The 21,665-nt window shown below is 71.9% G+C and carries 20 protein-coding genes; 17 read left to right on the top strand and 3 right to left on the bottom strand.

Features of this window, described 5'->3' with window-relative positions; genetic code table 11:
- Position 1: 1 nt before the first annotated feature.
- The 3 genes from ACWEVP_RS15410 to ACWEVP_RS15400 all read left to right on the top strand — a co-directional run bounded on the left by ACWEVP_RS15410 (position 2) and on the right by ACWEVP_RS15400 (position 2,464).
- Positions 2-1,555: a SpoIIE family protein phosphatase gene (locus ACWEVP_RS15410; protein ID WP_452063186.1), complete on the top strand. Its 1,554-nt coding sequence runs from the start codon at positions 2-4 to the stop codon at positions 1,553-1,555.
- 75 nt (positions 1,556-1,630) lie between these two features.
- Positions 1,631-2,173: a type 1 glutamine amidotransferase domain-containing protein gene (locus tag ACWEVP_RS15405; protein ID WP_452063185.1), complete on the top strand. Its 543-nt coding sequence runs from the start codon at positions 1,631-1,633 to the stop codon at positions 2,171-2,173.
- A gap of 123 nt (positions 2,174-2,296) precedes the next feature.
- On the top strand, positions 2,297-2,464 hold the full coding sequence (locus ACWEVP_RS15400) for a hypothetical protein (RefSeq protein WP_452063184.1): 168 nt from the start codon (positions 2,297-2,299) through the stop codon (positions 2,462-2,464).
- 60 nt (positions 2,465-2,524) lie between these two features.
- On the opposite strand, the gene ACWEVP_RS15395 is transcribed toward ACWEVP_RS15400, so the two are convergent.
- Positions 2,525-2,941 carry a hypothetical protein gene (locus ACWEVP_RS15395; protein ID WP_452063183.1) on the bottom strand — a complete coding sequence of 139 codons (417 nt, stop codon included), beginning with the start codon at positions 2,939-2,941 and terminating at the stop codon, positions 2,525-2,527.
- A 157-nt stretch (positions 2,942-3,098) separates the two neighbouring features.
- Here ACWEVP_RS15395 and ACWEVP_RS15390 point away from each other — a divergent pair, with 157 nt between their 5' ends.
- From ACWEVP_RS15390 to ACWEVP_RS15380, 3 genes are all read left to right on the top strand, one after another.
- Positions 3,099-3,521, top strand: coding sequence for a helix-turn-helix domain-containing protein (locus ACWEVP_RS15390; RefSeq protein WP_452063182.1), 423 nt, complete (start codon positions 3,099-3,101; stop codon positions 3,519-3,521).
- A gap of 64 nt (positions 3,522-3,585) precedes the next feature.
- Positions 3,586-4,680, top strand: coding sequence for a hypothetical protein (locus tag ACWEVP_RS15385; protein ID WP_452063181.1), 1,095 nt, complete (start codon positions 3,586-3,588; stop codon positions 4,678-4,680).
- 138 nt (positions 4,681-4,818) lie between these two features.
- Complete coding sequence (locus tag ACWEVP_RS15380) at positions 4,819-5,658, top strand: SAM-dependent methyltransferase (protein WP_452063180.1); 840 nt, start codon at positions 4,819-4,821, stop codon at positions 5,656-5,658.
- 50 nt (positions 5,659-5,708) lie between these two features.
- On the opposite strand, the gene ACWEVP_RS15375 is transcribed toward ACWEVP_RS15380, so the two are convergent.
- Positions 5,709-6,542, bottom strand: a complete 834-nt coding sequence (locus tag ACWEVP_RS15375; RefSeq protein ID WP_452063179.1) for an aldo/keto reductase — start codon at positions 6,540-6,542, stop codon at positions 5,709-5,711.
- A 23-nt stretch (positions 6,543-6,565) separates the two neighbouring features.
- Positions 6,566-7,750: an MFS transporter gene (locus ACWEVP_RS15370; protein ID WP_452063178.1), complete on the bottom strand. Its 1,185-nt coding sequence runs from the start codon at positions 7,748-7,750 to the stop codon at positions 6,566-6,568.
- A 136-nt stretch (positions 7,751-7,886) separates the two neighbouring features.
- Here ACWEVP_RS15370 and ACWEVP_RS15365 point away from each other — a divergent pair, with 136 nt between their 5' ends.
- The 11 genes from ACWEVP_RS15365 (at position 7,887) to ACWEVP_RS15315 (ending at position 21,638) form a co-directional block, all read left to right on the top strand.
- Positions 7,887-8,348: a MarR family winged helix-turn-helix transcriptional regulator gene (locus ACWEVP_RS15365; protein ID WP_452063177.1), complete on the top strand. Its 462-nt coding sequence runs from the start codon at positions 7,887-7,889 to the stop codon at positions 8,346-8,348.
- Positions 8,349-8,593: 245 nt separating this feature from the next.
- Positions 8,594-9,865 (top strand): ROK family protein, encoded by a 1,272-nt coding sequence (locus ACWEVP_RS15360; protein ID WP_452063176.1) that lies wholly within the window; start codon positions 8,594-8,596, stop codon positions 9,863-9,865.
- 142 nt (positions 9,866-10,007) lie between these two features.
- On the top strand, positions 10,008-11,117 hold the full coding sequence (locus ACWEVP_RS15355; RefSeq protein ID WP_452063175.1) for an inositol-3-phosphate synthase: 1,110 nt from the start codon (positions 10,008-10,010) through the stop codon (positions 11,115-11,117).
- On the top strand, positions 11,102-11,941 hold the full coding sequence (locus ACWEVP_RS15350; protein WP_452063174.1) for an SCO3242 family prenyltransferase: 840 nt from the start codon (positions 11,102-11,104) through the stop codon (positions 11,939-11,941). The genes ACWEVP_RS15355 and ACWEVP_RS15350 overlap by 16 nt, the downstream gene beginning before the upstream one ends.
- The gene (locus tag ACWEVP_RS15345; RefSeq protein ID WP_452063173.1) at positions 11,938-12,759 is read left to right on the top strand and encodes a sugar phosphate isomerase/epimerase family protein; all 822 of its coding nucleotides are present in this window, start codon (positions 11,938-11,940) and stop codon (positions 12,757-12,759) included. Before ACWEVP_RS15350 ends, ACWEVP_RS15345 begins: the two co-directional genes overlap by 4 nt.
- A complete protein-coding gene (locus ACWEVP_RS15340; protein WP_452063172.1) occupies positions 12,756-13,301 on the top strand; it encodes an EboA domain-containing protein in 546 nt (181 codons plus the stop codon). The genes ACWEVP_RS15345 and ACWEVP_RS15340 overlap by 4 nt, the downstream gene beginning before the upstream one ends.
- Entirely contained in the window at positions 13,301-14,152 is an 852-nt protein-coding gene (locus ACWEVP_RS15335) for a TatD family hydrolase (protein WP_452063171.1), read from the top strand. The genes ACWEVP_RS15340 and ACWEVP_RS15335 overlap by 1 nt, the downstream gene beginning before the upstream one ends.
- On the top strand, positions 14,149-15,276 hold the full coding sequence (eboE, locus tag ACWEVP_RS15330; protein ID WP_452063170.1) for a metabolite traffic protein EboE: 1,128 nt from the start codon (positions 14,149-14,151) through the stop codon (positions 15,274-15,276). Before ACWEVP_RS15335 ends, eboE begins: the two co-directional genes overlap by 4 nt.
- Positions 15,273-16,643: an alkaline phosphatase family protein gene (locus tag ACWEVP_RS15325; RefSeq protein ID WP_452063169.1), complete on the top strand. Its 1,371-nt coding sequence runs from the start codon at positions 15,273-15,275 to the stop codon at positions 16,641-16,643. The genes eboE and ACWEVP_RS15325 overlap by 4 nt, the downstream gene beginning before the upstream one ends.
- Before the next feature lie 21 nt (positions 16,644-16,664).
- Positions 16,665-17,666, top strand: coding sequence for a sugar phosphate isomerase/epimerase family protein (locus tag ACWEVP_RS15320; protein WP_452063168.1), 1,002 nt, complete (start codon positions 16,665-16,667; stop codon positions 17,664-17,666).
- A 102-nt stretch (positions 17,667-17,768) separates the two neighbouring features.
- Positions 17,769-21,638, top strand: a complete 3,870-nt coding sequence (locus ACWEVP_RS15315) for a carbohydrate-binding protein (RefSeq protein WP_452063167.1) — start codon at positions 17,769-17,771, stop codon at positions 21,636-21,638.
- Positions 21,639-21,665 lie beyond the last annotated feature (27 nt).

Below are 21,665 nucleotides of genomic sequence, written 5' to 3'. Positions count from 1 at the left end.
CATGGTGTCACGTCCGGCCCCGGCGTCGGCGGCCCTGCCACCGATGACCGGTGAGGACGCGCCGCCGGGCCTCGACGCCTTCGGGCGGGCCGTCCTCGAAGACGTGCGCGACGCGGTGTTCCTCACCGACGCCGAGAGCGTGCTGCGCTGGGCCAACCCGGCCGCGCGGACGCTGACCGGCGGCGCCGAGCCCCGGCTGCACCCCATCGCGGAAACCTCCGGCCACATCGAAGTGGCCGGTAATCGTCGTCCGGCCCGCATCCGCGCCCTCCCCGGCGGCTGGCACGCGTGGACGGTGCCCGCCGAGGAGGTCCCGCAGCGGCACGTCGGCGACTTCCTCGCCGAAGCCGGACCCCGGCTGGCCGCCGCGCGCGGGCGCCACGGCACCGCGCGGGTGATCGCCGAGCTGGCCGCGTCCGCGCTGGCCGAAACCGTCTTCGTGCTGCTGCCGACCACCCGCGGCCGGTGGGAGTGGTGGAGCTGCGAGCGCCCGTCGGCGCACGGCCACGGCCGGATCCGGCGGGTCCCGGCGCAGGTCGCGCCGGTGCTGGCGGCGACGTTCGGGACCACCGGCAAGCCTGAGCTCGCCCAGGTTCCCGCGCCCGAGCTGGCCACCCTGCCCCCGGTCGTCGCCGACCGGTTCGCCGGGCACGCCGAGGTCGCGGTCGTGTCCCTGGGCCCGAGCGCCGGCGCCGGTGTCACCGGCGCGCTGCTGCTGGGCCGCCGCGGCGACCCGGAGTTCGGCGCCGAGCAGAGCCGCGCGGTCGTGGAGTTCGCGAAGGCCGCCGGGACGGCACTGGTCAACGCGCAGCGCTACGCCCGCCAGGAGGAGGCCACGCGCGGCCTGGAGACCACGTTGCGCCCGGTCGACCCGCCCGAGCTGGACGGCGCCCGCTTCGAGACCTGGTACGAGCCGGCCGGCGGCGTGCTCGCGGTCGGCGGCGACTTCTTCGACGTCCTCGCCCACGACGACGGCAGCGCGTTCCTCGTGCTCGGCGACATCTGCGGCAAGGGCGCCGAAGCCGCGGCGCTGACCGGGCGGGTCCGGCACGCGCTGACCGCGCTCGCCATGGTCGAGCGCGACGGCCGGACGCTGCTGCGGCTGCTCAACGAGCTGCTCATCGCGGGCGGCAGCAGCCGGTTCGCGACGCTGGTGCTGGGCTCGGCCCGGCCGTCCGACGGCGGCGTCGACCTGACGCTGGCCTCCGGCGGGCACCCGGCGCCGCTGATCGTGCGCGGGGGCGGCGTCGTCGAAGAGGTCACCGTTCCGGGGACGCTGGTCGGCATCTCGCCGCAGGCCCGGTTCGCCGAGGCGCGGGTGCGGCTCGAGCGCGGCGACGTCTGCCTCCTGTACACCGACGGCATCACCGAGGCCCGCAACCGCCACGACCAGACGGAGCTGTTCGGCGACGACCGGCTGCGCGCGGTGCTGGCGACCGCGGCGGGGCAGCCGGCCCGCGAGGTCGTGCGGCGGCTGCGCCAGGCGGTGCGCGACTGGCTGGGGAGTTCGGCCCACGACGACATCGCGGTGCTGGCCATCGAGTGTTCCGACTGAGTCCACTGTGGACCGGGTTTGACCGGCTTTCGAGCGGGTAATTCGTTCGTGCATTGATCCCGACGGAGGGTTTCCATGGCGAACGCACTGCAAGGACGCCGCGTCGCGATCCTGGCCGCGGACGGCGTCGAACAGGTCGAACTGGAGAAGCCGCGCCAGGCCGTCCTCGACGAGGGCGCGACGGTGGAGCTGGTGTCCCTGGACACCGGCGAGATCCAGGCGATGAACGGCGACATCGACAAGGGCGACCGGTTCGCGGTCGACCGCAAGGTGGCCGACGTCGAGGTCGGCGACTTCGACGCGCTGCTGCTGCCGGGCGGCACGATGAACCCCGACAACCTGCGCACGGACGACGCGGCGGTCAAGTTCGCCGGCGACTTCGTCCGGTCGGGCAAGCCGGTGGGGGTGATCTGCCACGGTCCGTGGACGCTCGTCGAAGCGGATGTCGTCCGTGGCCGCACGCTGACGTCCTACCCCAGCATCCGGACCGACCTGCGTAACGCCGGCGCCACGGTCGTCGACGAAGAGGTAGTGGTCGACAACGGCTTGGTGTCCAGCCGCAACCCGGACGACCTGCCGGCGTTCTGCCGGACGGTCGTGCGCGAGTTCGCGGGCTGAAGTCCTTTGTAGACATTCACCCGGCCGTGTGTTAAGTCCCGCTTAAATCTGTTGGCTTTCGGCGTCCCGGCGGAGGACGCTGAGGGTGTGACCAGGATCGCCCGTGGAGAGGAGGTGGACGCGATGACAGTGCAGGCCCGCCGTTACGGCCGCTGGTGCCGGGAGCACTTCGACGTGGTCGCCGCCGCCCAGGGCGTTGTTCCCGCACCCCGGGGCGCCGACTCCGCGGAGGTTCCGCCGGAGCCCGAGCCGCAGCCCGAGAAACCGGTGGCCGAACAGCCGCACGGTTAGTGCTCGAAACGTGAAGAAGGCCTCCCCGGCTCGGCCGGGGAGGCCTTCTTCACGTGCCGGTCAGTGGTAGCGGTAACCGCGGCGGTACCAGACCCGCTTGGGGCCCGGCACCCCGATCCGGGTGATCACGTCCGTCAGGATCGCGCCGATGACCAGCCAGATCACCGCCGCGAGGCCGTCGTTCAAGAACGTCGCCAGCTTCTCCGAATCCGGCGTGAACAGGTTGCGGAGGCCGAGGGACACGCCCGCGGACCACTCGTTGATCATGTGCGCGAAGCCGTTCGCCATGTTCGCGTCGCCCAGCACCAGCACGATGTGGACGGCGAGCACCAGCGCGAACACCGCGCACACGAGGTGGATCAGGGCGTTGACCGTCCGCACGATCCGGATGCGCGGATGGGTGCGCTCCACGACTTCTTCGGCCTCGGCCGCGTCGTAGGGCGGTTCGTACGGCTCCTGGGGAGGGGGATACGGCATCGTCGGCGCCGTCCTTTCGACTGTCCGATGTGGACGTATCTGGGCGAGCGGTGGCAATGGTGGGGAATTACCCGGGACCCGGGTGGGCGAACCCCCGCTTCCGCAAACTTCCCTGACAAGCGGCATGGTACGGTAATTTGCGGAAACGAGGAGGGTGATGGAGGTCTTCTCCGTCGACCAGGTCGCCGCGATGCTCGGGCTGCACGTCCGGACCGTCCGGAACTACGTGCGGGACGGGCGGCTCAAGGCCGTCCGGATCGGCAAGCAGTACCGGATCACCGCCGACGATCTCGAGGCCTTCACCGGGCTTCCGGTGACGGAACCGCGGCCGGACCGGCCCGTCGCCGAGCTTTCGAGCGTCGTCGAGGTCTCCGGCGTCGACCGGGCGGCCGCCGACCGGATCGCCGCCGTGGTCGCGGGGGCGGCGGCCGGACCGCGGGACGCCGGCGCGCGGCCCCTGCGCGTCGAGACCATCCACGACCCGGACCGCGCCACCGTGAAGATCATCGTGCTCGGTGACCTCGCCGCCGGCGCCGATCTGCTGCGGTTCGTCGCCTCGTTCACCGAGGGACCGGCGTGACTCGCTGAGCCACGCGGCGGAACCTCGCGACGCCGCGCAACCCCGGCCGCCGCGGCACGTCCAGGTGATCATGAGAATCCCGGCGCTGCTGGCGTCCGTCCTCACCATCCTGGCCCTGTCGGGTTCGCCCGCGACGGCGGAAACCGCGGTCCCGCAAGGGTTCCGGCCCGCTTCGACGAGCTGGACCAGCTCCGCCACCGGGTACGTCCTCGGCTACTCGCCGTGCGCGAAGGGGTGGTGCCCGGCGCTGCTGGGCACGACCGACGGCGGAACGCACTGGCGGCGCCTGGGCGCGCCGCCGATGCCGTTGCCCGACAACCACAACCACGTCGCGCTGACGGTCACCGGCGAACGCATCGCCTACGTCAGCGACGGTGTCCACGTCCTCACCACGCGCGACGGCGGCGCGAGCTGGCACCCGGTCGGCCTGGTCGGCGCGCGGGAGCCGTACTACCTCTCGAAGCTCACCGAAACCGGCGGCCGCGTCTTCGCCGTGCTCACCACCTACGGCGAAGGCCGCGGTTCGACGCGGCTGTACGCCGGCACCGCCGGCTCACCGGTGCTGGTCCCGGTGCCCGGGTTCGCGGTCACCGGCGGGCTCACCTACGGCGACCTGGCCGTCGGCGGCGGCCTGCAGGTCGCCCTCGGCGCGGATTACGGCACCGAGCAGTACTGGACCTCGCACGACGGCGTCCGCTTCACCCCGGCCGCCCCGCCGTGCCCGGCCGGGACGGTCGCGTCGCTCGCCGGGGTGCGCGACCGGCAGGTGGTGGCGTTGTGCAGCGGCAGCCCCGGCTCGCCGCAGCCCGGCTCGACCGAGCGGCGGCTGCGGCACGCGGGGCGGCTCGGCGGACCGTTCAGCGGCGACGACTCGGTGCCCTACCTGGGGATCAACCAGGGTTTCGCCGCCGCGTCGCCGACGGCCGCGACCGTCGCGGCCGAAGGCGGCGGCACCGGGTTCCTGCACAGCACGACCGACGGCGGCCGCACCTGGACCACCACCGAGCTGCCGGACCGCGGGTTCAGCCTGACCGATTTGGACTTCCCGGGCGGCGGCACCGGCGTGGTCGTCGACGGCCAGCCGGACGCCGACGGCGGCTCGGCCCTGTACCGCACCACGGACGGCGGACACATGTGGCGCGAGCTGACCATCGGGTAATAGTGCCTGGCAGGTAAGGCCCTTCGGCCCGGTTCACTTGGTGAACGGCATGTCGTAGTCTGAGCACTGTCCGTTGCCGGACACAGGTGGCCGGACCCGGGCAGGGGGCCGGCACCACACGACGAGGGAGAACAGCCGATGACGCCTGGCGACCTGCGGTCCGGAACCGAGGGGGGCTCGGCGTCCCTCGATTTCTCCAAGGCGAGCCTGGCCCGGTTGTCGGACGCGTTGCTGGGCGGGCACGACCACTACGAGGTCGACCGCGAAGCGATGCGGCGCCTGCTGGCCATCGCGCCGGGCGCGCGCGCGATGGCGAAGGAGCACCGCGACTGGCTGGTGCGCGCGGTCCGGTTTCTCGCCGGGAAGCGCGGCATCGACCAGTTCCTCGACCTCGGTTCCGGCATGCCCACGGCGGAAAACACCCACGAAGTGGCGCAGCGGTACAACCCGGACGCGCAGGTGGTGTACGTCGACAACGATCCGGTCGTGCAGGTGCACGGCCGGGCGTTGCTGGAAGAGAACTACTTGACTCACGTCACCGGCGCCGACCTCACCAAGCCGGCGGAGACGCTGAAGGACGAGGTCGTCAAGGAGTACCTCGACTTCACCCGGCCGGTCGCGCTGATCCTGACGTCGATCGTCCACCACATCGACGACTACGAGCGCGCGAAGTCGATCGTCGCCGAGTACGTGGCGGCGCTCGCGCCGGGCTCGTACCTGCTGCTCACGCACCACTTCGACCCGGAAGAGGACTCGCCGCGCCAGGAGCTGGCGCGGCTGCTGGAAACGAGCTTCCAGGGCACCGGCCTGGGCAGCGTGCACCGCACGCGGGAGCAGATCACGGGCTTCTTCGACGGCACGGAACTGCTCCGGCCCGGCCTGGTCTACCTGCACGAGTGGTGGCCGGACGGCCCGCGCCTGCACCCGCTGAGCGAGCTGAACTTCCTCACCCTCGGCGGAGTCGGCCGCAAGCAATGACGTGAATGACTCGTTCCCGTCTTCAGAAGACGGGAACGAGTCATCCGGGGTCAGGCGGCGTTGAAGGTGTCCGGGTCCGGGCCGGTGCGCTCGCCGCGGTCCAGCGGTGCCAGCGACTCCAGCTCGTCCTCCGACAGGGTGAAGCCGAAGACGTCGAAGTTCTCCTCGATCCGCGACGGCGTCACGGACTTCGGGATCACCACGTTGCCCAGCTGCAGGTGCCAGCGCAGCACGATCTGCGCGGGCGTCCGGCTGTGCTTCACCGCCAGGTCCGCGACCACCGGGTCGCCCAGCAGCGAACCGCCCTTGGCCAGCGGGCTCCACGCCTCCGTCGCGATGCCGTGCTTCGCGTCGAACTCGCGGACCTCCCGCTGCTGCAGGTACGGGTGCAGCTCGATCTGGTTGACCGCCGGGACGACGTCGGAGGCGTCCATCAGCCGCTCGAGGTGCGCGGGCTGGAAGTTGGACACGCCGATCGCGCGCACGCGGCCGTCGGCGTACAGCTTCTCGAACGCCTTCCAGGTGTCGAGGTACTTGTCGCGGCCGGGCGTCGGCCAGTGGATCAGGTACAGGTCCAGCTGCTCCAGGCCGAGCTTCCGCATGCTTTCGTCGAACGCCTTGAGCGTCGAGTCGTAGCCCTGGGCGGAGTTCCACAGCTTGGTGGTGATGAACAGCTCGTCGCGGGCGACACCGGCTTCGGCGATGGCCCGGCCGACGCCCTTCTCGTTGCCGTAGACGGCGGCGGTGTCGATGCTGCGGTAGCCCGCTTCGACGGCGGCCTTCACGGCGGCGGTGGTCTCGTCGTCCGGGACCTGGAACACGCCGTAGCCCAGTTGGGGCATCCGCACGCCGTTGTTGAGTTCGATCACGGGCACGCTGGTCACGATTGTTCCTTTCGGTGGGTGGTTCATCGGGCGGGTACCCGTTCCCCGGCTTCGAAACTAGCCGGGGTCCTGCGGTCGAGCAGGCCGGAGACGACCGCCACGGCGAGGCCCGCCGCGGCGAGCACGGCGCCGATCCAGTTGGGGGCGGTGTAGCCGAGGCCGGCCTCGATGGCCTGGCCGCCGAGCCACGCGCCGCCGGCGTTGCCGAGGTTGAACGCGGCGATGTTCGCCGCCGAGGCCAGCGCCGGCGCGCCCTCGGCCTTGGCCAGGACGCGAGCCTGCAGCGGCGGCACCGTCGCGAAACCGGCCGCGCCGAACAGCGCGATGGTGATCGCGGCCGGGACCTTCGCGTGCGCGGTGAAGACGAACGCGACCAGCACGATCGCCAGCGCGGCGAGGATGACGTAGAGGCTCGGCATGAGCTTGCGGTCCGCGGCGCGGCCGCCGAGCAGGTTGCCCGCGAAGAGGCCACCGCCGAACAGTACGAGCAGCCAGGTGACCGCACCGCTCGAGAAGCCGGCGACCTCGGTCATCATCGGCGCGATGTAGGTGAAGGAGGCGAACACGCCGGCGAAGCCGAGCGCCGTCATGACCAGCGCGAGCCACACCTGCGGGCGGCGGAACACGGCCAGTTCGCCGCGCAGGCCCGCGCCCGGCTCGGGTTCCTGGTGCGGCACCAGCGCGAGGATGCCGATGGCGCCGGCCACGCCGAGCGCGCTGACCACCCAGAACGTCGAGCGCCAGCCGAAGGCCTGGCCGAGCGCGGTGCCCGCGGGGACGCCGAGGACGTTCGCCACGGTCAGCCCGGTGAACATCAGCGCGATCGCGCCGGCCTGCTTGGCCGGGGCGACCAGCGACGCGGCGACGACCGAGCCGACGCCGAAGAACGCGCCGTGCGACAGCGCCGCGACGACCCGGCCGGTCATCAGCAGGCCGTAGCTCGGAGCCAGTGCCGAGAGCACGTTGCCCGCGATGAACAGGCCCATCAGGGCGACGAGCACGGTCTTGCGCGGCACCCGCGAAGCGAGCGCGGTGAGCAGGGGGGCGCCGACGACGACGCCGAGCGCGTAGCCCGAGATGAGCAGGCCTGCGGACGGGATCGAGACACCGAAGTCGGCCGCGACCTCGGGCAGCAGGCCCATGATCACGAACTCGGTGGTGCCGATCCCGAAAGCGCTGATCGCCAGTGCTAGCAGAGCGGCGGGCATGGACTTCCTTCTTCCGGAGGTAGACTGAGGGCGTTGGCAACTACGAGCGTCCGAGATAGTTGCAGACGCCGTATATTGCACAGGCTTGATAGTGCAGCGTGCAAGGGAGCACGCGCAAGCCGGGGAGAGGTGAACCGTGTCACTGGACGACGACGCCGTCGAAGCGCGCGCGCAGGGCTGGCGGACGCTGGCCGCGCTGCACGCGCGGATCGAGGACAGGCTGCAGCGCGCGCTGGAGCGCGACCACGAGCTTTCGGTGAGCGAGTACAGCGTGCTCGACGCGCTGGCCCGCCAGGACGGCTTCCACCTGCGGATGAACCAGCTCGCCAACGCCGTGGTGCTCAGCCAGTCGGCGACGACCCGGCTGGTGACGCGGCTGGAGGGCCGGGGGTTGCTGGCCCGGTACCTGTGCGCCGACGATCGCCGCGGCATCTACACGGAGGTGACGCCGGCGGGTCAGGCGTTGCTGACGGCGGCGCGTCCCACGCACGACGCGGCACTGGCGGAGGCGCTCACGGACGCCGAGAACTTGCCGGAACTTTCGCCGCTCGTCGCCGCGCTGAGCAAGCTTTCCTTCCCGGCGGTGCCGTCGGCCTGACGCAAACTTGCGCAAGCTCCGCCGACACTCCCGCTGAACGGTACGGGCCCGATCGGTGGGCGGATTACGGCGTCCGCGCGCCCTAACTCCTGCTCCATCCGTGGGACACTTTTGCTTGCCGCGTGCGATAGTTGCGCTGGTCAGCACCGTTTGTCCGGCTTTCGCCCGCGGTCCTGGCGCGTTGACCGGATCGTTTCGCCCGCCCTAATTTGTTGTTCCACCAGACGAACCGGGGCGGTGTCGGCGTGGACTCCTCCTTCTCCCTCAAACCGGTGCGCCCGGCCGACCAGGCCGCCGTCCGCCGGAGCAACCTCGCGCTGGTGCTGCGGCACCTGCGAGACGCCGGTCCCCGATCGCGCGCGGCGATCGCCGCGGACACCGGGCTCAACAAGGGGACCGTGTCGAGCTTGGTCTCGGAACTCGTCGGCCGCGGGCTGGCGCGGGAAGGCGAGCGCGAACGCGCCGGCGCCGTCGGACGTCCCGGCACGATCGTCGAACTGGACGGCCGCGGCGTCGGCGGCATCGGCGTCGAGATCAACGTCGACTACCTGACCGCGCTCGCCCTCGACCTCACCGGCACCGTCCTGTTCGAGCAGCGCGTGGCGCTCGACGTCCAGGCGCTCCCCGTCGCGAAGGTCCTCGACGCCGGCGCGGAGCTGACCGCGCGGGCGCTGCGGGAGTGCCGTCGCCTCGGCGTCGTGCCGGCCGGGGTGACCGTCGGGATCCCGGCGCTGGTCGACGTCGCGAGCGGCACGGTCGCCTTCGCGCCCAACCTGCACTGGACCGACGTCCCGGTGGTCCGCGGCATCACCGACCGGCTGACCCGGCGGCTCGGCCCGCCGTCGTTCCCCATCCGCACGGCCAACGACGCCAACCTCGGCGCGCTCGGCGAACACGCGATGGGCAGCGTCGCCGGCACGGCCGACCTGGTCTACCTGACCGGCGAGATCGGCGTCGGCGGCGGGGTGATCTCCGGCGGCAGGCTGCTCGGCGGCGCGGAGGGGTTCGCCGGTGAGATCGGGCACATCCAGGTCGATCCGGCCGGGCGCCTCTGCGGGTGCGGGCGCCGCGGCTGCTGGGAGACGCTCGTCGGGCTCGCCGGGATGCTGCGCATGGCCGCGTCGCCCGCCGACCCGGTGCACGACCCGTCGCTCGACCTCGAACAGCGGCTCGACATCATCCGCCGCCGCGCCGAGCGGAAGGACCGGCGGACGCTCGACGCGCTCGCGCGGGTGGGCACCGGGCTCGGCGTCGGCGCGGCGGTGCTGGTCAACGTCTTCAACCCGCGGGTGGTGCTGCTCGGGGGCTACTTCGCCCAGCTCGGGCCGTACCTGCTCGGCCCGATGCTGGCCGAGCTGGAGACCCGGGTGATCGCCCCCGGCATCGGGGGCTGCCGCGTCGAGCTGTCGTGGCTCGGGTTCTCCGCGGCTTCGCGCGGCGGCGCGCACGTCGCGCTCCAGGCGGTGTTCGACGACCCGGCGCTGGTGCCGGCCGGTGCGGAAAGGGACAGCGGATGATGCTCCGGCTGACCGACCGGAAACACCCGATCGGGTACCGCGATGTAGATCAGGTGGACCCGCGCGTGGGGAGCGGGATCTCCAGCCGCGGCACGCCGGGGGCGGTGGGCCGGGGCTGACCCGAGAACAGGTGGAGGAATTCATGAGGAAGATCGGTGTCTGGCTGATCGGTGCCCGGGGATCGGTGGCCACGACCGCCGTCGCCGGGGCGGCCGCCATGCGTGCGGGACTGGCCGCGCGCACGGGGTGCGTGACCGAACTGCCGGACTTCGCCGGGGCGGACCTGCCCGGGCTGGGGGACCTGGTCTTCGGAGGCCACGACGTCGTCGACACGCCGCTGGTCAAGCGGGCCGAACAGCTCGCGGCGGCCGGGGTGCTGCCGGCGACGCTGCCCGGCGCGGTGAGCGCGGAGCTGGAAGCGGCGGAGGCCCGGCTGCGCCCGGCGCCGTCGGGAGGTGGCCGCGCGGCCGCCGAGCAGATCGTCGCCGACCTCGCGGAGTTCCGGGCAGGTCTGGACCACGTCGTCGTGGTCAACGTCTCCTCGACCGAACCGCCGTGCGCTCCGCACCCGGCGCACGCGTCCCTCGCCGCGCTGGAGGGCGCGCTGGACACGCTGCCGCCGAGCGCGCTGTACGCCTACGCGGCCTTCCGCGCCGGGTGTGGCTTTGTCGACTTCACCCCGTCGACCGGTGCGCGCCTGCCCGCGCTCGACGAACTGGCCCGCGCGACCGGGCAGCCCTACGCGGGCCGGGACGGCAAGACCGGCGAGACGCTGCTGCGGGCGGTGCTCGCGCCGATGTTCGCCCAACGGGGGCTGAACGTCCTGTCGTGGTCGGGCACGAACCTGCTCGGCGGCGGCGACGGCGCCACGCTCGCCGACCCCGGCGCCGCGTCCAGCAAGAACGCCTCGAAGCAGCAGGTCCTCGAGCAGAACCTCGGGCACGCGGTCGACGGCGAGGTCCACATCGACTACGTCCCGGCCCTCGGCGACTGGAAGACCGCCTGGGACCACGTGCTGTTCGAAGGCTTCCTCGGCACGCGCATGACGCTGCAGCTGACCTGGCAGGGCTGCGACTCCGCGCTCGCCGCGCCGCTGGTGCTCGACCTGGCCCGGCTGACCGGCAAGGCCTGCCGCGACGGCGTCGCCGGCCCGGTGGCCGAGTTCGGGTTCTTCTTCAAGGACCCCGTCGGCGACGGCCCGCACGACCTCGCCTCCCAGTACGCCGCTCTGCGCGAGTGGGCGAACCGGTGAAGGCGCTCGTCGAACTCGTCCGCGCGCCCGCCGCACTGACCGTGCCCGGGGACGCCGTCGCCGGTGCCGCCGCGTCGGGCTGGCCCTTCGGCCGCCGCACCCTGGCCCTCACCGGCGCGTCCGTCTGCATCTACTGGGCGGGCATGGCGCTCAACGACTACGCCGACCGCCACCTCGACGCGATGGAACGGCCCGAGCGGCCCATCCCGTCGGGCCGGGTTTCGCCGGGCACGGCGCTCGGCGTCGCGACCGGGCTGACCGCGGGCGGGCTGGGCATCGCCGCGGCCGCCGGCGGGAAGCGTGCCCTGCGCGTCGCGCTGCCGCTGGCCGCGACCGTCTGGGCCTACGACTTCGTCCTCAAGGAGACCGTGTTCGGGCCGGCGGCGATGGCCGCGGCCCGCACGCTCGACGTCCTGCTCGGCGGGGGCGGGGCCCGGGCGGCCGTGCCGGCGGCACTGACCGTCGGGGCGCACACCTACGCCGTGACGGCGTTGTCGCGGTCCGAAGTGGACGGTGCGAAGCCCGCGCTGCCGGCGGCCACCCTCGCCGCCACGGCCGGGGTGCGCGTCGCCGCGGGCCGCGTCGGGCCGCTGGCCTCCGCGCTGCTCGGGACATACGCGCTGACCACCGGGCGGGCGCAGTACGACGCCGTCCGCGACCCGGCCGCGCCGAAGATCCGCCGTGCGGTCGGCGCCGGGATCCACGGCATGATCCCGTTGCAGGCCGGGCTGATCGCGCGCACCGGAGCCTGGCGCTCGGCGCTGGCCGTCGCGGCCGCGTTCCCGATCGCGCGGGCGCTGAGCCGGAAGGTGTCGCCGACATGAGGTTCGGGTACGGCACCAACGGTTTCGCCAACCACCGCCTCGGCGACGCCCTGCGCGTCCTGGCCGACCTGGGCTACGACGGCGTCGCGCTGACGCTCGACCATCAGCACCTCGACCCGTTCGGGCCGGACCTCGCGAGCCGCGTCGCGTCCCTGGCCGGCGAGCTGGACCGGCTCGGGCTGGCCGTCGTCATCGAGACGGGGGCCCGGTTCCTGCTGGATCCGTGGCGCAAGCACTCGCCGACGTTCCTCGACCCCGACCGCGCGCGCCGCGTCGAGTTCCTGACCCGGGCCGTCGAGATCGCCGAGGACCTGGGCGCCGAGGCCGTGTCGTTCTGGAGCGGGAACAAGCCCGCCGACCTGTCCACTGAGGACGCTTGGGCGCATCTGGTCGACGGGTGCGCCGACGTGCTCAAAGCCGCCGACGAACACGACGTCAAGCTCGGCTTCGAGCCGGAGCCGGGCATGCTCGTCGAAGACCTGGACGGCTACTTCGAGCTTTCGCGCAGGCTCGGTGACCCGGAGCGGTTCGGGCTGACCCTGGACATCGGGCACTGCCGGTGCAACGAGTCCGCGTCCGTGCCCGACTGCGTCCGGCGGGCGCTGCCGCGGCTGGTGAACGTGCAGATCGACGACATGCGCCGCGGCACGCACGAGCACCTGGAGTTCGGCCGCGGCGAGATCGACTTCCCGCCGGTGCTCGAGGCTTTGACGCCCTACGCCGGGCTCGTCGCGGTGGAACTGCCGCGGGACAGCCACGCGGCCCCGCGGATCGCCCGCGAGTCCCTCGCATTCCTGCGGAAGGCGGTGACGGCGTGAACGCCTGGCTGGAAAAGGCCCTGCACGACGTCGCGGCCGACGCGACCGCGCTGCGCACGGTGTTCCCCGGGGTCGGCCGCCGGGTCGGCCGGGGCCCGTCGGACGTCCCCGGCTGGACGGTCGACGACGTGGCCCGCGTGGAGCTGCTCAAGGCTTCGCCGGGCGCGGCCGCCGAGATGCCGGACCTCTACCGCTACGGCGACGCCGCCGAGAAGCGGGCGGTCCTGCGTGGACTGTCCGTTGTGGACATCGGTGCCGCCGGGCTGGACCTGGTCGCGGACGCCCTCCGCACCAACGACACCCGGCTGGTGACCGCCGCGATGGGGGAGTACGCCGCCGAGCACCTCGATGACGCCGCCTACCGGCACGGCGTCCTCAAGTGCGTCTTCATGGGCATCCCCCTCGCCGAAGTCGCCGGTCTCGACCGCCGGACCGACGAAGAGCTGCTGCGCATGATGCGGTCCTTCGCCGCCGAGCGCACCGCCGCGGGCCGTGACGTCCCCGCCGACCTCCGCCCGCTGCTGAACGAACAGGACGCCTGATGCGCATCTTCGACCCGCACATCCACATGAGCTCGCGGACCACCGACGACTACGCGGCCATGTACGCCGCCGGCGTCCGCGCGCTCGTCGAACCGGCGTTCTGGCTGGGTCAGCCCCGCACCAACGTCGGCAGCTTCACCGACTACTTCGACGCGCTCGTCGGCTGGGAACCGTTCCGCGCGAGCCAGTACGGCATCGCCCACCACTGCACGATCGCGCTCAACCCCAAGGAGGCCAACGACCCGCGCTGCGCGCCGGTGCTCGACCTCCTGCCGCGCTACCTGGAGAAGGACGGCGTCGTCGCGGTCGGCGAGATCGGCTACGACTCGATGACCGCCGACGAGGACAAGGCGTTCGCCGCGCAGCTCGCGCTGGCGATCGACCACGACCTCCCGGCGATGGTGCACACCCCGCACCGCGACAAGGCCGCCGGCACCGAACGCAGCATCGCCGTCGTCCGCGAGTCCGGTATCGCGCCGGAACGCGTGGTGCTCGACCACCTCAACGAGATGACCGTCGCGATGGTCAAGGAGTCCGGCTGCTGGATGGGCTTCTCGATCTACCCGGACACCAAGATGGACGAAGAGCGGATGGTCGCGATCCTTCGCGAACACGGCACCGAACGGGTGCTGGTGAACTCGGCCGCGGACTGGGGCAAGAGCGACCCGCTCAAGACCCGCAAGACCGGCGACGCGATGCTCGCCGCCGGCTTCACCGAGGACGACGTCGACCGGGTGCTGTGGCGCAACCCGGTGGCCTTCTACGGCCAGAGCGGGCGGCTCTCGCTCGACGAGACCGCGCCGGAAGCCGAGTTCGCGGGCAACTCCATCCTGCGGGGTGCGCGCAAGTGAGGTTCCGGCACCGCGACGGCACGCTCGTCCACCTCGCCTACTGCACCAACGTGCACCAGGCCGAGGACCTCGGCGGCGTGCTCGCCCAGCTGGCCCGCTTCGGCGAGCCGGTGCGCGAGCGCCTGGGCGTCGACCGGCTCGGGCTGGGCCTGTGGCTGGCCCGGCCGGTGGCCTCCGAACTGACCGCCGACCCGGGGGCCGTTTCCTCCCTCCGCAAGGAACTGGCGGCGCGCGGACTCGAGGTCGTCACCCTCAACGGGTTCCCGTACCAGGGGTTCCACGACCCGGTCGTCAAGCACAAGGTGTACCGGCCGGACTGGTCGACGCCGGAGCGGACCGCCTACACCCTCGACCTGGCCCGGCTGCTCGCCGAGCTGCTGCCGGACGACGCCGCGCGCGGCAGCGTTTCGACGCTGCCGCTCGGGTGGCGCACCGAATGGCGGGACGACCGCGGCCAGCTCGGCCTGCTCGCCGAAGGGCTGGCGAAGAACGACCGGCCGGTGCGGGTGGCGTTCGAACCCGAACCCGGGTGCGTCATCGAGACGACCGCGCAGGCGGCGGCGTTGCTGTCCGGTGTGGACACCGAATGGCTCGGGGTCTGCCTCGACACCTGTCACCTCGCGGTCGGGTTCGAGGACCCGGCGGCCGCTTTGAGCAGGCTCGAAGCCGCCGGGCTGGACGTCGTCAAGCTGCAGGCGTCCGCGGCCCTGGCGGCCGCGTCGCCGAGGGACCCCGCGACCCGGCGGGCCCTGGAGTCCTTTGTGGAACCGCGGTTCCTGCACCAGAGCAACGAAGGTGCCCCACCGGGCGCAGACGACCTCGACCTCGCTCTGGCCGGCGGGCTGCCCGGCGACGGGCCCTGGCGCGTGCACTTCCACGTCCCGCTGCACGCCGACCCGGCACCGCCGCTGACGTCGACCCGGCCGGTGCTGGCCGCGACGCTGGCCGAGCTGTTCGGCGGCGAGCGCGCCCGCACCGACCACGTCGAGGTCGAGACCTACACCTGGCAGGTGCTCCCGGACGCACCCGCCGACGACGCCGGTCTGGTCGCGGGCATCGCGGCCGAACTCGACTGGACCCGGCGTTCCCTGATCGAACTAGGCTTGGAAGAGGTTTACGAATGAGTTTGCTCGTCCTCGACGTCGTCGGGCTGACGCCGCGGCTGCTCCCGCACATGCCCAACCTGCGCAAGATGGCCGAGCGCGGCTTCACCGCGCAGCTGGGCACCGTGTTCCCCGCGGTCACGTGCTCGGTGCAGTCGACCTTCCTCACCGGCCTGCAGCCCGCCGAGCACGGCATCGTCGGCAACGGCTGGTACTTCCGCGACCTCGGCGAGATCTTCCTGTGGCGCCAGCACAACCGCCTCGTCCAGGGCGACAAGTTCTGGGACGCGGCCCGCCGCGCCCAGGCCGGGCATCGGGTGGCGAACGTCTGCTGGTGGTACGCGATGGGCATGGACGTCGACCTCACGGTCACCCCGCGGCCGATCTACCACGCCGACGGCAAGAAGTCCCCGGACGCCTACACCCACCCGCCGCAGCTGCACGACCGCCTGGTCGGGGAGCTCGGGGAGTTCCCGTTGTTCACCTACTGGGGTCCGACGGCCGCGATCACGTCGTCGAAGTGGATCATCGCCGCGGCGCGGAAGATCATGGCCGAAGACAAGCCCGACACCACGCTCGTCTACATCCCGCACCTCGACTACGACCTCCAGCGCTTCGGTCCGGACGCCCCGCAGGCCGCGGCCGCCGCGCGCGAGATCGACGCGGCCCTGAAACCGCTGCTGGACTTCGCGGCCGCGGGCGGGCACACCGTCGTCGCGCTCTCGGAGTACGGCATCACCAACGCGAGCCGGCCGGTCGACATCAACCGGGCGCTGCGCCGTGAAGGCCTGCTCAACGTGTATGTCCAGGCCGGCATGGAGTACCTGGACCCGTGGACGTCGCGGGCGTTCGCGGTGGCCGACCACCAGGTGGCGCACGTCTACGTCGCCGACCCGGCCGACATCCCGCGGGTGCGCGACATCGTGGCCGGACTGTCCGGAGTGGACGTCGTGCTGGACCGCGAGGGTCAGGTGCCGCTCGGCATCAACCACGAGCGGGCCGGTGAGCTGGTCGCGATCGCCGAGCCGGACGCCTGGTTCACCTACTACTACTGGCTGAGCGACGACCGCGCGCCGGACTTCGCGAAGACCGTCGAGATCCACCGCAAGCCCGGCTACGACCCGGCCGAGCTGTTCTTCGACCCGAACGACCCGGCGGTCAAGCTGAAGGCGGCGTCGGCGCTGGCGCGCAAGAAGCTCGGCCTGCGGTACTCGATGCAGGTCGTCCCGCTCGACCCGGCGCCGGTGCGCGGCAGCCACGGGCGGCTGCCCGACACCCCCGAGGACGGGCCCGTGCTGCTGTGCTCGGACCCGGCGCTCGCCCGGGAGAAGATCCACGCCACGGAGGTCAAGGAGCTGCTGCTCGCGGCGGCTGTCCGTACCGAGTAACCGCACCCAGGAGGTCACGAGATGGCACGACCGTTGACGTTGTTCACCGGGCAGTGGGCCGATCTGCCGTTCGAGGAGGTGTGCGAGCTGGCGAGCGGCTGGGGTTACGAAGGCCTCGAGATCGCTTGCTGGGGCGACCACTTCGAAGTGGATCGCGCGCTTTCCGAAGACGGGTACGTCCCGGCGAAACGGGAAACGCTGGCCAAGTACGACCTCAAGGTGTGGGCCATCTCGAACCACCTGGTGGGCCAGGCCGTCTGCGACCACCCGATCGACGAGCGGCACGAGGGCATCCTGCCCGCGCGGATCTGGGGCGACGGCGAACCCGAAGGCGTCCGGCAGCGGGCGGCGGCCGAAATGCAGGCCACCGCCCGCGCCGCGGCGAAGCTCGGGGTGTCCACTGTGGTCGGTTTCACCGGCTCGTCGATCTGGCACACGGTGGCGATGTTCCCGCCGGTGCCGCCGTCGATGGTCGACCGCGGGTACGCCGACTTCGCGACGCGCTGGAACCCGATCCTGGACGTCTTCGACGAGGTCGGTGTCCGGTTCGCCCACGAGGTGCACCCCAGCGAGATCGCCTACGACTACTGGAGCACCGTCCGGACCCTGGAGGCCATCGGGCACCGCGAAGCGTTCGGGCTGAACTTCGACCCGTCCCACTTCGTCTGGCAGGACCTCGACCCGGCCGGGTTCCTGTGGGACTTCAAGGACCGGATCTACCACGTCGACTGCAAGGAGGCCCGCAAGCAGCTCAACGGCCGCAACGGGCGGATGGGCTCGCACCTGCCGTGGGCCGACCCGCGCCGCGGCTGGGACTTCGTCTCGACCGGCCACGGCGACGTCCCCTGGGAGGACGTCTTCCGCATGCTCAACGCCATCGGGTACGACGGCCCGATCTCCATCGAGTGGGAGGACGCGGGCATGGACCGGCTCACCGGCGCTCCCGAAGCGCTGGAGTTCGTCCGCAAGCTCAACTTCACCCCACCCACGGCGGCGTTCGACGCCGCGTTCTCCTCGAAGTAGCGCTTCTGTTCAACGGGTGACCGCCAGCCCCGTCGGAAGGTGATCGAAACCGGCTTCGCGCCACACCGGGGCGAAGCACGCTCAAAATCAGGAAGGATCCACATGTCTCCGTCCCCACCGAAGTGGGCGAGGCTGTTCGGCGCCGCGGTACTGGGCGCCGGCCTCCTGCTCACCGTCGACACCCCGGCGCGCGCGGATATCCCGCCCGCGGACTACCAGCAGGTCGCCCTGGCCACCGGCGCGGCCGAGCTGGGCGAGGCGATGTCGCTCGCCGTGCTGCCCGACCGATCGGTCGTGCACACCTCCCGCGACGGCACCGTCCGGGTCACCACCGCGGCCGGCGCGACCTCGGTCGCGGCCAAGCTGAACGTCTACACCCACGACGAGGAAGGCCTCCAGGGCGTCGCCGCCGACCCCGGCTTCGCGACGAACCGGTTCGTCTGGCTGTACTTCTCGCCGCGGCTGTCCACACCGGACGGTGACGCGCCCACCGACGGCACCGAGGCGGACTTCGCGCCGTTCAAGGGCGAGCTGCACCTGTCGCGGTTCGTCCTCAAGACCGACAACACCCTCGACCTGGCCAGCGAGAAAGTCGTGCTGAAGGTCGCCAACGACCGCGGCCAGTGCTGCCACGTCGGCGGGGACATCGACTTCGACGCCGCCGGCAACCTCTACCTGACCACCGGCGACGACACCAACCCGTTCTCCTCCGACAGCTACTCGCCGATCGACGAGCGGACCACGCGCAACCCGCAGTTCGACGCGCAACGCTCGTCCGGCAACACGAACGACCTGCGCGGCAAGCTGCTGCGGATCCACCCGGAGGCCGACGGGACGTACACGGTCCCGGCGGGGAACCTCTTCGCGCCGGGCACCGCGAACACGCGGCCGGAGATCTACGCGATGGGCTTCCGCAACCCGTTCCGGATGAGTGTCGACAAACCGACCGGCGTCGTCTACCTCGGCGACTACGGCCCGGACGCCGGCACGACCGACCCGAACCGCGGGCCGCAGGGGCAGGTCGAGTTCGACCGGATCACCGGGCCGGGCAACTTCGGCTGGCCCTACTGCACCGGCTCGAACACCACGACCGAGACGTACAACCACTACACGTTCCCGAGCGGCCCGTCGGGCGCGAAGTACGACTGCGCGGGCGGGCCGACCAACTCTTCGTTCCGCAACACCGGTCTCGCCAAGCTGCCGGTGCCGAAGCCGGCGTGGATCAAGTACGCGGGCGACGAGGGCTCGCCGCCGGAGTTCGGCAGCGGCTCGGAGTCGCCGATGGGCGGGCCGGTCTACCGGTACGACGCCGCTTCGACGTCCACCGTCAAGTTCCCGCAGTCCTTGGACGGCAAGTTCTTCGCGGGGGAGTACGGGCGCAAGTGGATCAAGGCGGTGACCGTCAACGCGGACGGGACCCGCGGTGGGATCGAGGACTTCCCGTGGACCGGCACGCAGGTGATGGACATGGCGTTCGGCCCGGACGGCGCCCTGTACGTCCTCGATTACGGCACCGGGGACGACAACCAGGCGCTCTACCGGATCGAGTACCTGGCGGGCACCAACCGCAACCCGGTCGCGAAGGCCGCGGCCGACAAGACGTCCGGACCGAATCCCTTGACGGTGGACTTCTCCTCCGCGGGAAGCACCGATCCCGAAGGCGGGGCGTTGACCTACCGCTGGGACTTCGGCGACGGCGCCACGTCGACGGCGGCGAACCCGGCGCACACCTACACCACCAACGGCACGTACTCGCCGACGTTGACCGTGTCCGATCCGGAAGGGCTGACCGGCACGGCCAGCCTCGTGGTGACGGTCGGGAACACGGCGCCGTCGGTCACGCTCGGATCCCCTGTGGACGGTCAGCTGTTCTCCTTCGGTGACACCGTGCCCTTCCAGGTGACGGGCAGCGATCCGGAGGACGGGCCGCTGGACTGCTCGAAGGTCAAGGTCACCTACCTCCTCGGCCACGACAGCCACGAGCACCAGATCACGCAGGCGACCGGGTGCAGCGGCTCGATCGCGGTCCCGGTGGACGGTGAGCACGACGCCGCGGCCAACATCTACGGCGTCTTCGACGCGCAGTACACCGACCAGGGCGGGCTGACCTCGCACAGCGTGCGCAAGCTGCAACCGCGGCACCGCCAGGCGGAGCACTTCGCGGCGCAGTCCGGCATCCAGCTCGCCGACCACAGCGCGGCGGAGGGCGGCCGGACGGTCGGCTACACCGACAACGGCGACTGGATCTCGTTCACGCCGTACGCGCTGGGCAACGCCACGTCGATCAGCGCGCGGGTGTCCTCCGGCGGGCCTGGCGGCACCCTGGAGGTCCGGGCCGGCTCGCCGACCGGCACCCTGCTGGGCTCGGCGGCGGTGGCGAACACCGGGGACTGGGACACGTTCCAGACCGTCACGGCGAACCTGGCGAACCGGCCCTCCGGGACGACGGCGCTGTACCTCGTGTTCGCCGGCGTCACCGGGCAGGGGAACCTGTTCGACCTGGACGCGTTCACGTTCACGACCGCGTCCCCGGCGATCGAGGGCGAGTCGTTCACGTCGGGCTCCGGCGTGCAGATCGCGCCGCACGCCGCGGCGAGCGGTGGCAACACCCTCGGCTACCTCGAAGACGGCGACTGGGCCGGGTACGCGTCGGTGAGCACGGCGGGCGCGCGGTCGTTCTCGGCGCGGATCTCCTCGGCCGGCGCCGGCGGCACGATCGAGATCCGGTCCGGTTCGGCGACCGGGCCGCTGCTGGGGTCGGTGGCCGTGCCCCCGACCGGGGACTGGGAGACCTTCCAGAACGTGACGACGTCGGTGTCGGGTGGTTCGGGGCCGTTGTTCCTGGTGTTCCGCGGCGGTTCCGGTTCCCTGTTCGACGTCGATTCCTTTACGCTGAGCGGTATGCCGACGCAGGTGGACCCGTCGTACGACGTGCTGGTGTTCTCCAAGACGGCGGGCTTCCGCCACGACTCGATCCCGGCGGGGATCCAGGCGATCCGGGAACTGGGCGAGGCGAACGGCTTCACCGTGACGGCGACCGAGGACGCGTCGGTGTTCACGGCCGCTTCGCTGGCTTCGTACGAGGCGGTGGTGTTCCTCTCGACCACGGGTGACGTCCTGGACGCGACGCAGCAGGCGGCGTTCGAGTCCTATGTGGAGGGAGGCGGCGGCTACCTCGGGATCCACGCCGCGGCCGACACCGAGTACGACTGGCCGTGGTACGGGCAGCTGGTCGGCGCGTGGTTCAAGAGCCACCCGGCGATCCAGCAGGCCCGGTTCGTGACGGAGGACGCGACCCATCCCGCCACGGCGAACCTGCCCGCGGTGTGGACCCGCACGGACGAGCTGTACAACTACCGCACGAACCCGCGCGGCAGCGTCCACGTGCTCCAGACGCTGGACGAGTCGAGCTACACGGGCGGCGAGATGGGGGCCGACCACCCGATCACGTGGTGCCACCCACAGGGGAGCGGCAGGGCGTTCTACACCGGCCTTGGCCACACGATCGAGTCGTACTCGGACGCGGTGTTCCGCACCTCGCTGCTGGGCGCGATCCGGTACGCGGCGGGGGTCGCCCCGGCGTCGTGCGGGTCTTCGTCGTCCACTGTGGAGGGTGAGTCGTTCACGTCGGGCTCCGGGGTGCAGATCGCCCCGCACGCCCCGGCGAGCGGCGGCAACACCCTGGGCTACATCGAGAACGGCGACTGGGCCGGCTACGCGTCGGTGAGCACGGCCGGGATTTCGCGGTTCAGCGCGGTGGTGTCGTCGGCCGGCGCGGGCGGCACGATCGAGATCCGCGACGGCTCGGCGACCGGCGCCCTGCTGGGCACGGTGACGGTGCCGAACACGGGCGGCTGGGAGACGTTCCAGACGGTCTCGACCGCGGTGACGCCGGGCTCGGGCCCGCTCCACCTGGTCTTCCGGGGCGGCTCGGGTTCGCTGTTCGACATCGACACGCTCACGGTGTCGTAAGTCCGTGCAGGGCGCGTTGAGGGCCAC

The organism is Amycolatopsis sp. NPDC003865 (assembly GCF_053605345.1).
Note: the sequence above shows the minus strand (reverse complement) of the source record. Positions and strands in the feature narration are given on the sequence as shown.

Excerpts from the sequence above, each read along its gene's own strand:
- ACWEVP_RS15410 (WP_452063186.1), top strand. The coding sequence starts at position 2 with ATGGTGTCACGTCCGGCCCCGGCGTCGGCGGCCCTGCCACCGATGACC.
- ACWEVP_RS15405 (WP_452063185.1), top strand. The coding sequence starts at position 1,631 with ATGGCGAACGCACTGCAAGGACGCCGCGTCGCGATCCTGGCCGCGGAC.
- ACWEVP_RS15400 (WP_452063184.1), top strand. The coding sequence starts at position 2,297 with ATGACAGTGCAGGCCCGCCGTTACGGCCGCTGGTGCCGGGAGCACTTC.
- ACWEVP_RS15395 (WP_452063183.1), bottom strand. The coding sequence starts at position 2,941 with ATGCCGTATCCCCCTCCCCAGGAGCCGTACGAACCGCCCTACGACGCG.
- ACWEVP_RS15390 (WP_452063182.1), top strand. The coding sequence starts at position 3,099 with ATGGAGGTCTTCTCCGTCGACCAGGTCGCCGCGATGCTCGGGCTGCAC.
- ACWEVP_RS15380 (WP_452063180.1), top strand. The coding sequence starts at position 4,819 with ATGACGCCTGGCGACCTGCGGTCCGGAACCGAGGGGGGCTCGGCGTCC.
- ACWEVP_RS15370 (WP_452063178.1), bottom strand. The coding sequence starts at position 7,750 with ATGCCCGCCGCTCTGCTAGCACTGGCGATCAGCGCTTTCGGGATCGGC.
- ACWEVP_RS15355 (WP_452063175.1), top strand. The coding sequence starts at position 10,008 with ATGAGGAAGATCGGTGTCTGGCTGATCGGTGCCCGGGGATCGGTGGCC.
- ACWEVP_RS15345 (WP_452063173.1), top strand. The coding sequence starts at position 11,938 with ATGAGGTTCGGGTACGGCACCAACGGTTTCGCCAACCACCGCCTCGGC.
- ACWEVP_RS15335 (WP_452063171.1), top strand. The coding sequence starts at position 13,301 with ATGCGCATCTTCGACCCGCACATCCACATGAGCTCGCGGACCACCGAC.
- ACWEVP_RS15325 (WP_452063169.1), top strand. The coding sequence starts at position 15,273 with ATGAGTTTGCTCGTCCTCGACGTCGTCGGGCTGACGCCGCGGCTGCTC.
- ACWEVP_RS15320 (WP_452063168.1), top strand. The coding sequence starts at position 16,665 with ATGGCACGACCGTTGACGTTGTTCACCGGGCAGTGGGCCGATCTGCCG.
- ACWEVP_RS15315 (WP_452063167.1), top strand. The coding sequence starts at position 17,769 with ATGTCTCCGTCCCCACCGAAGTGGGCGAGGCTGTTCGGCGCCGCGGTA.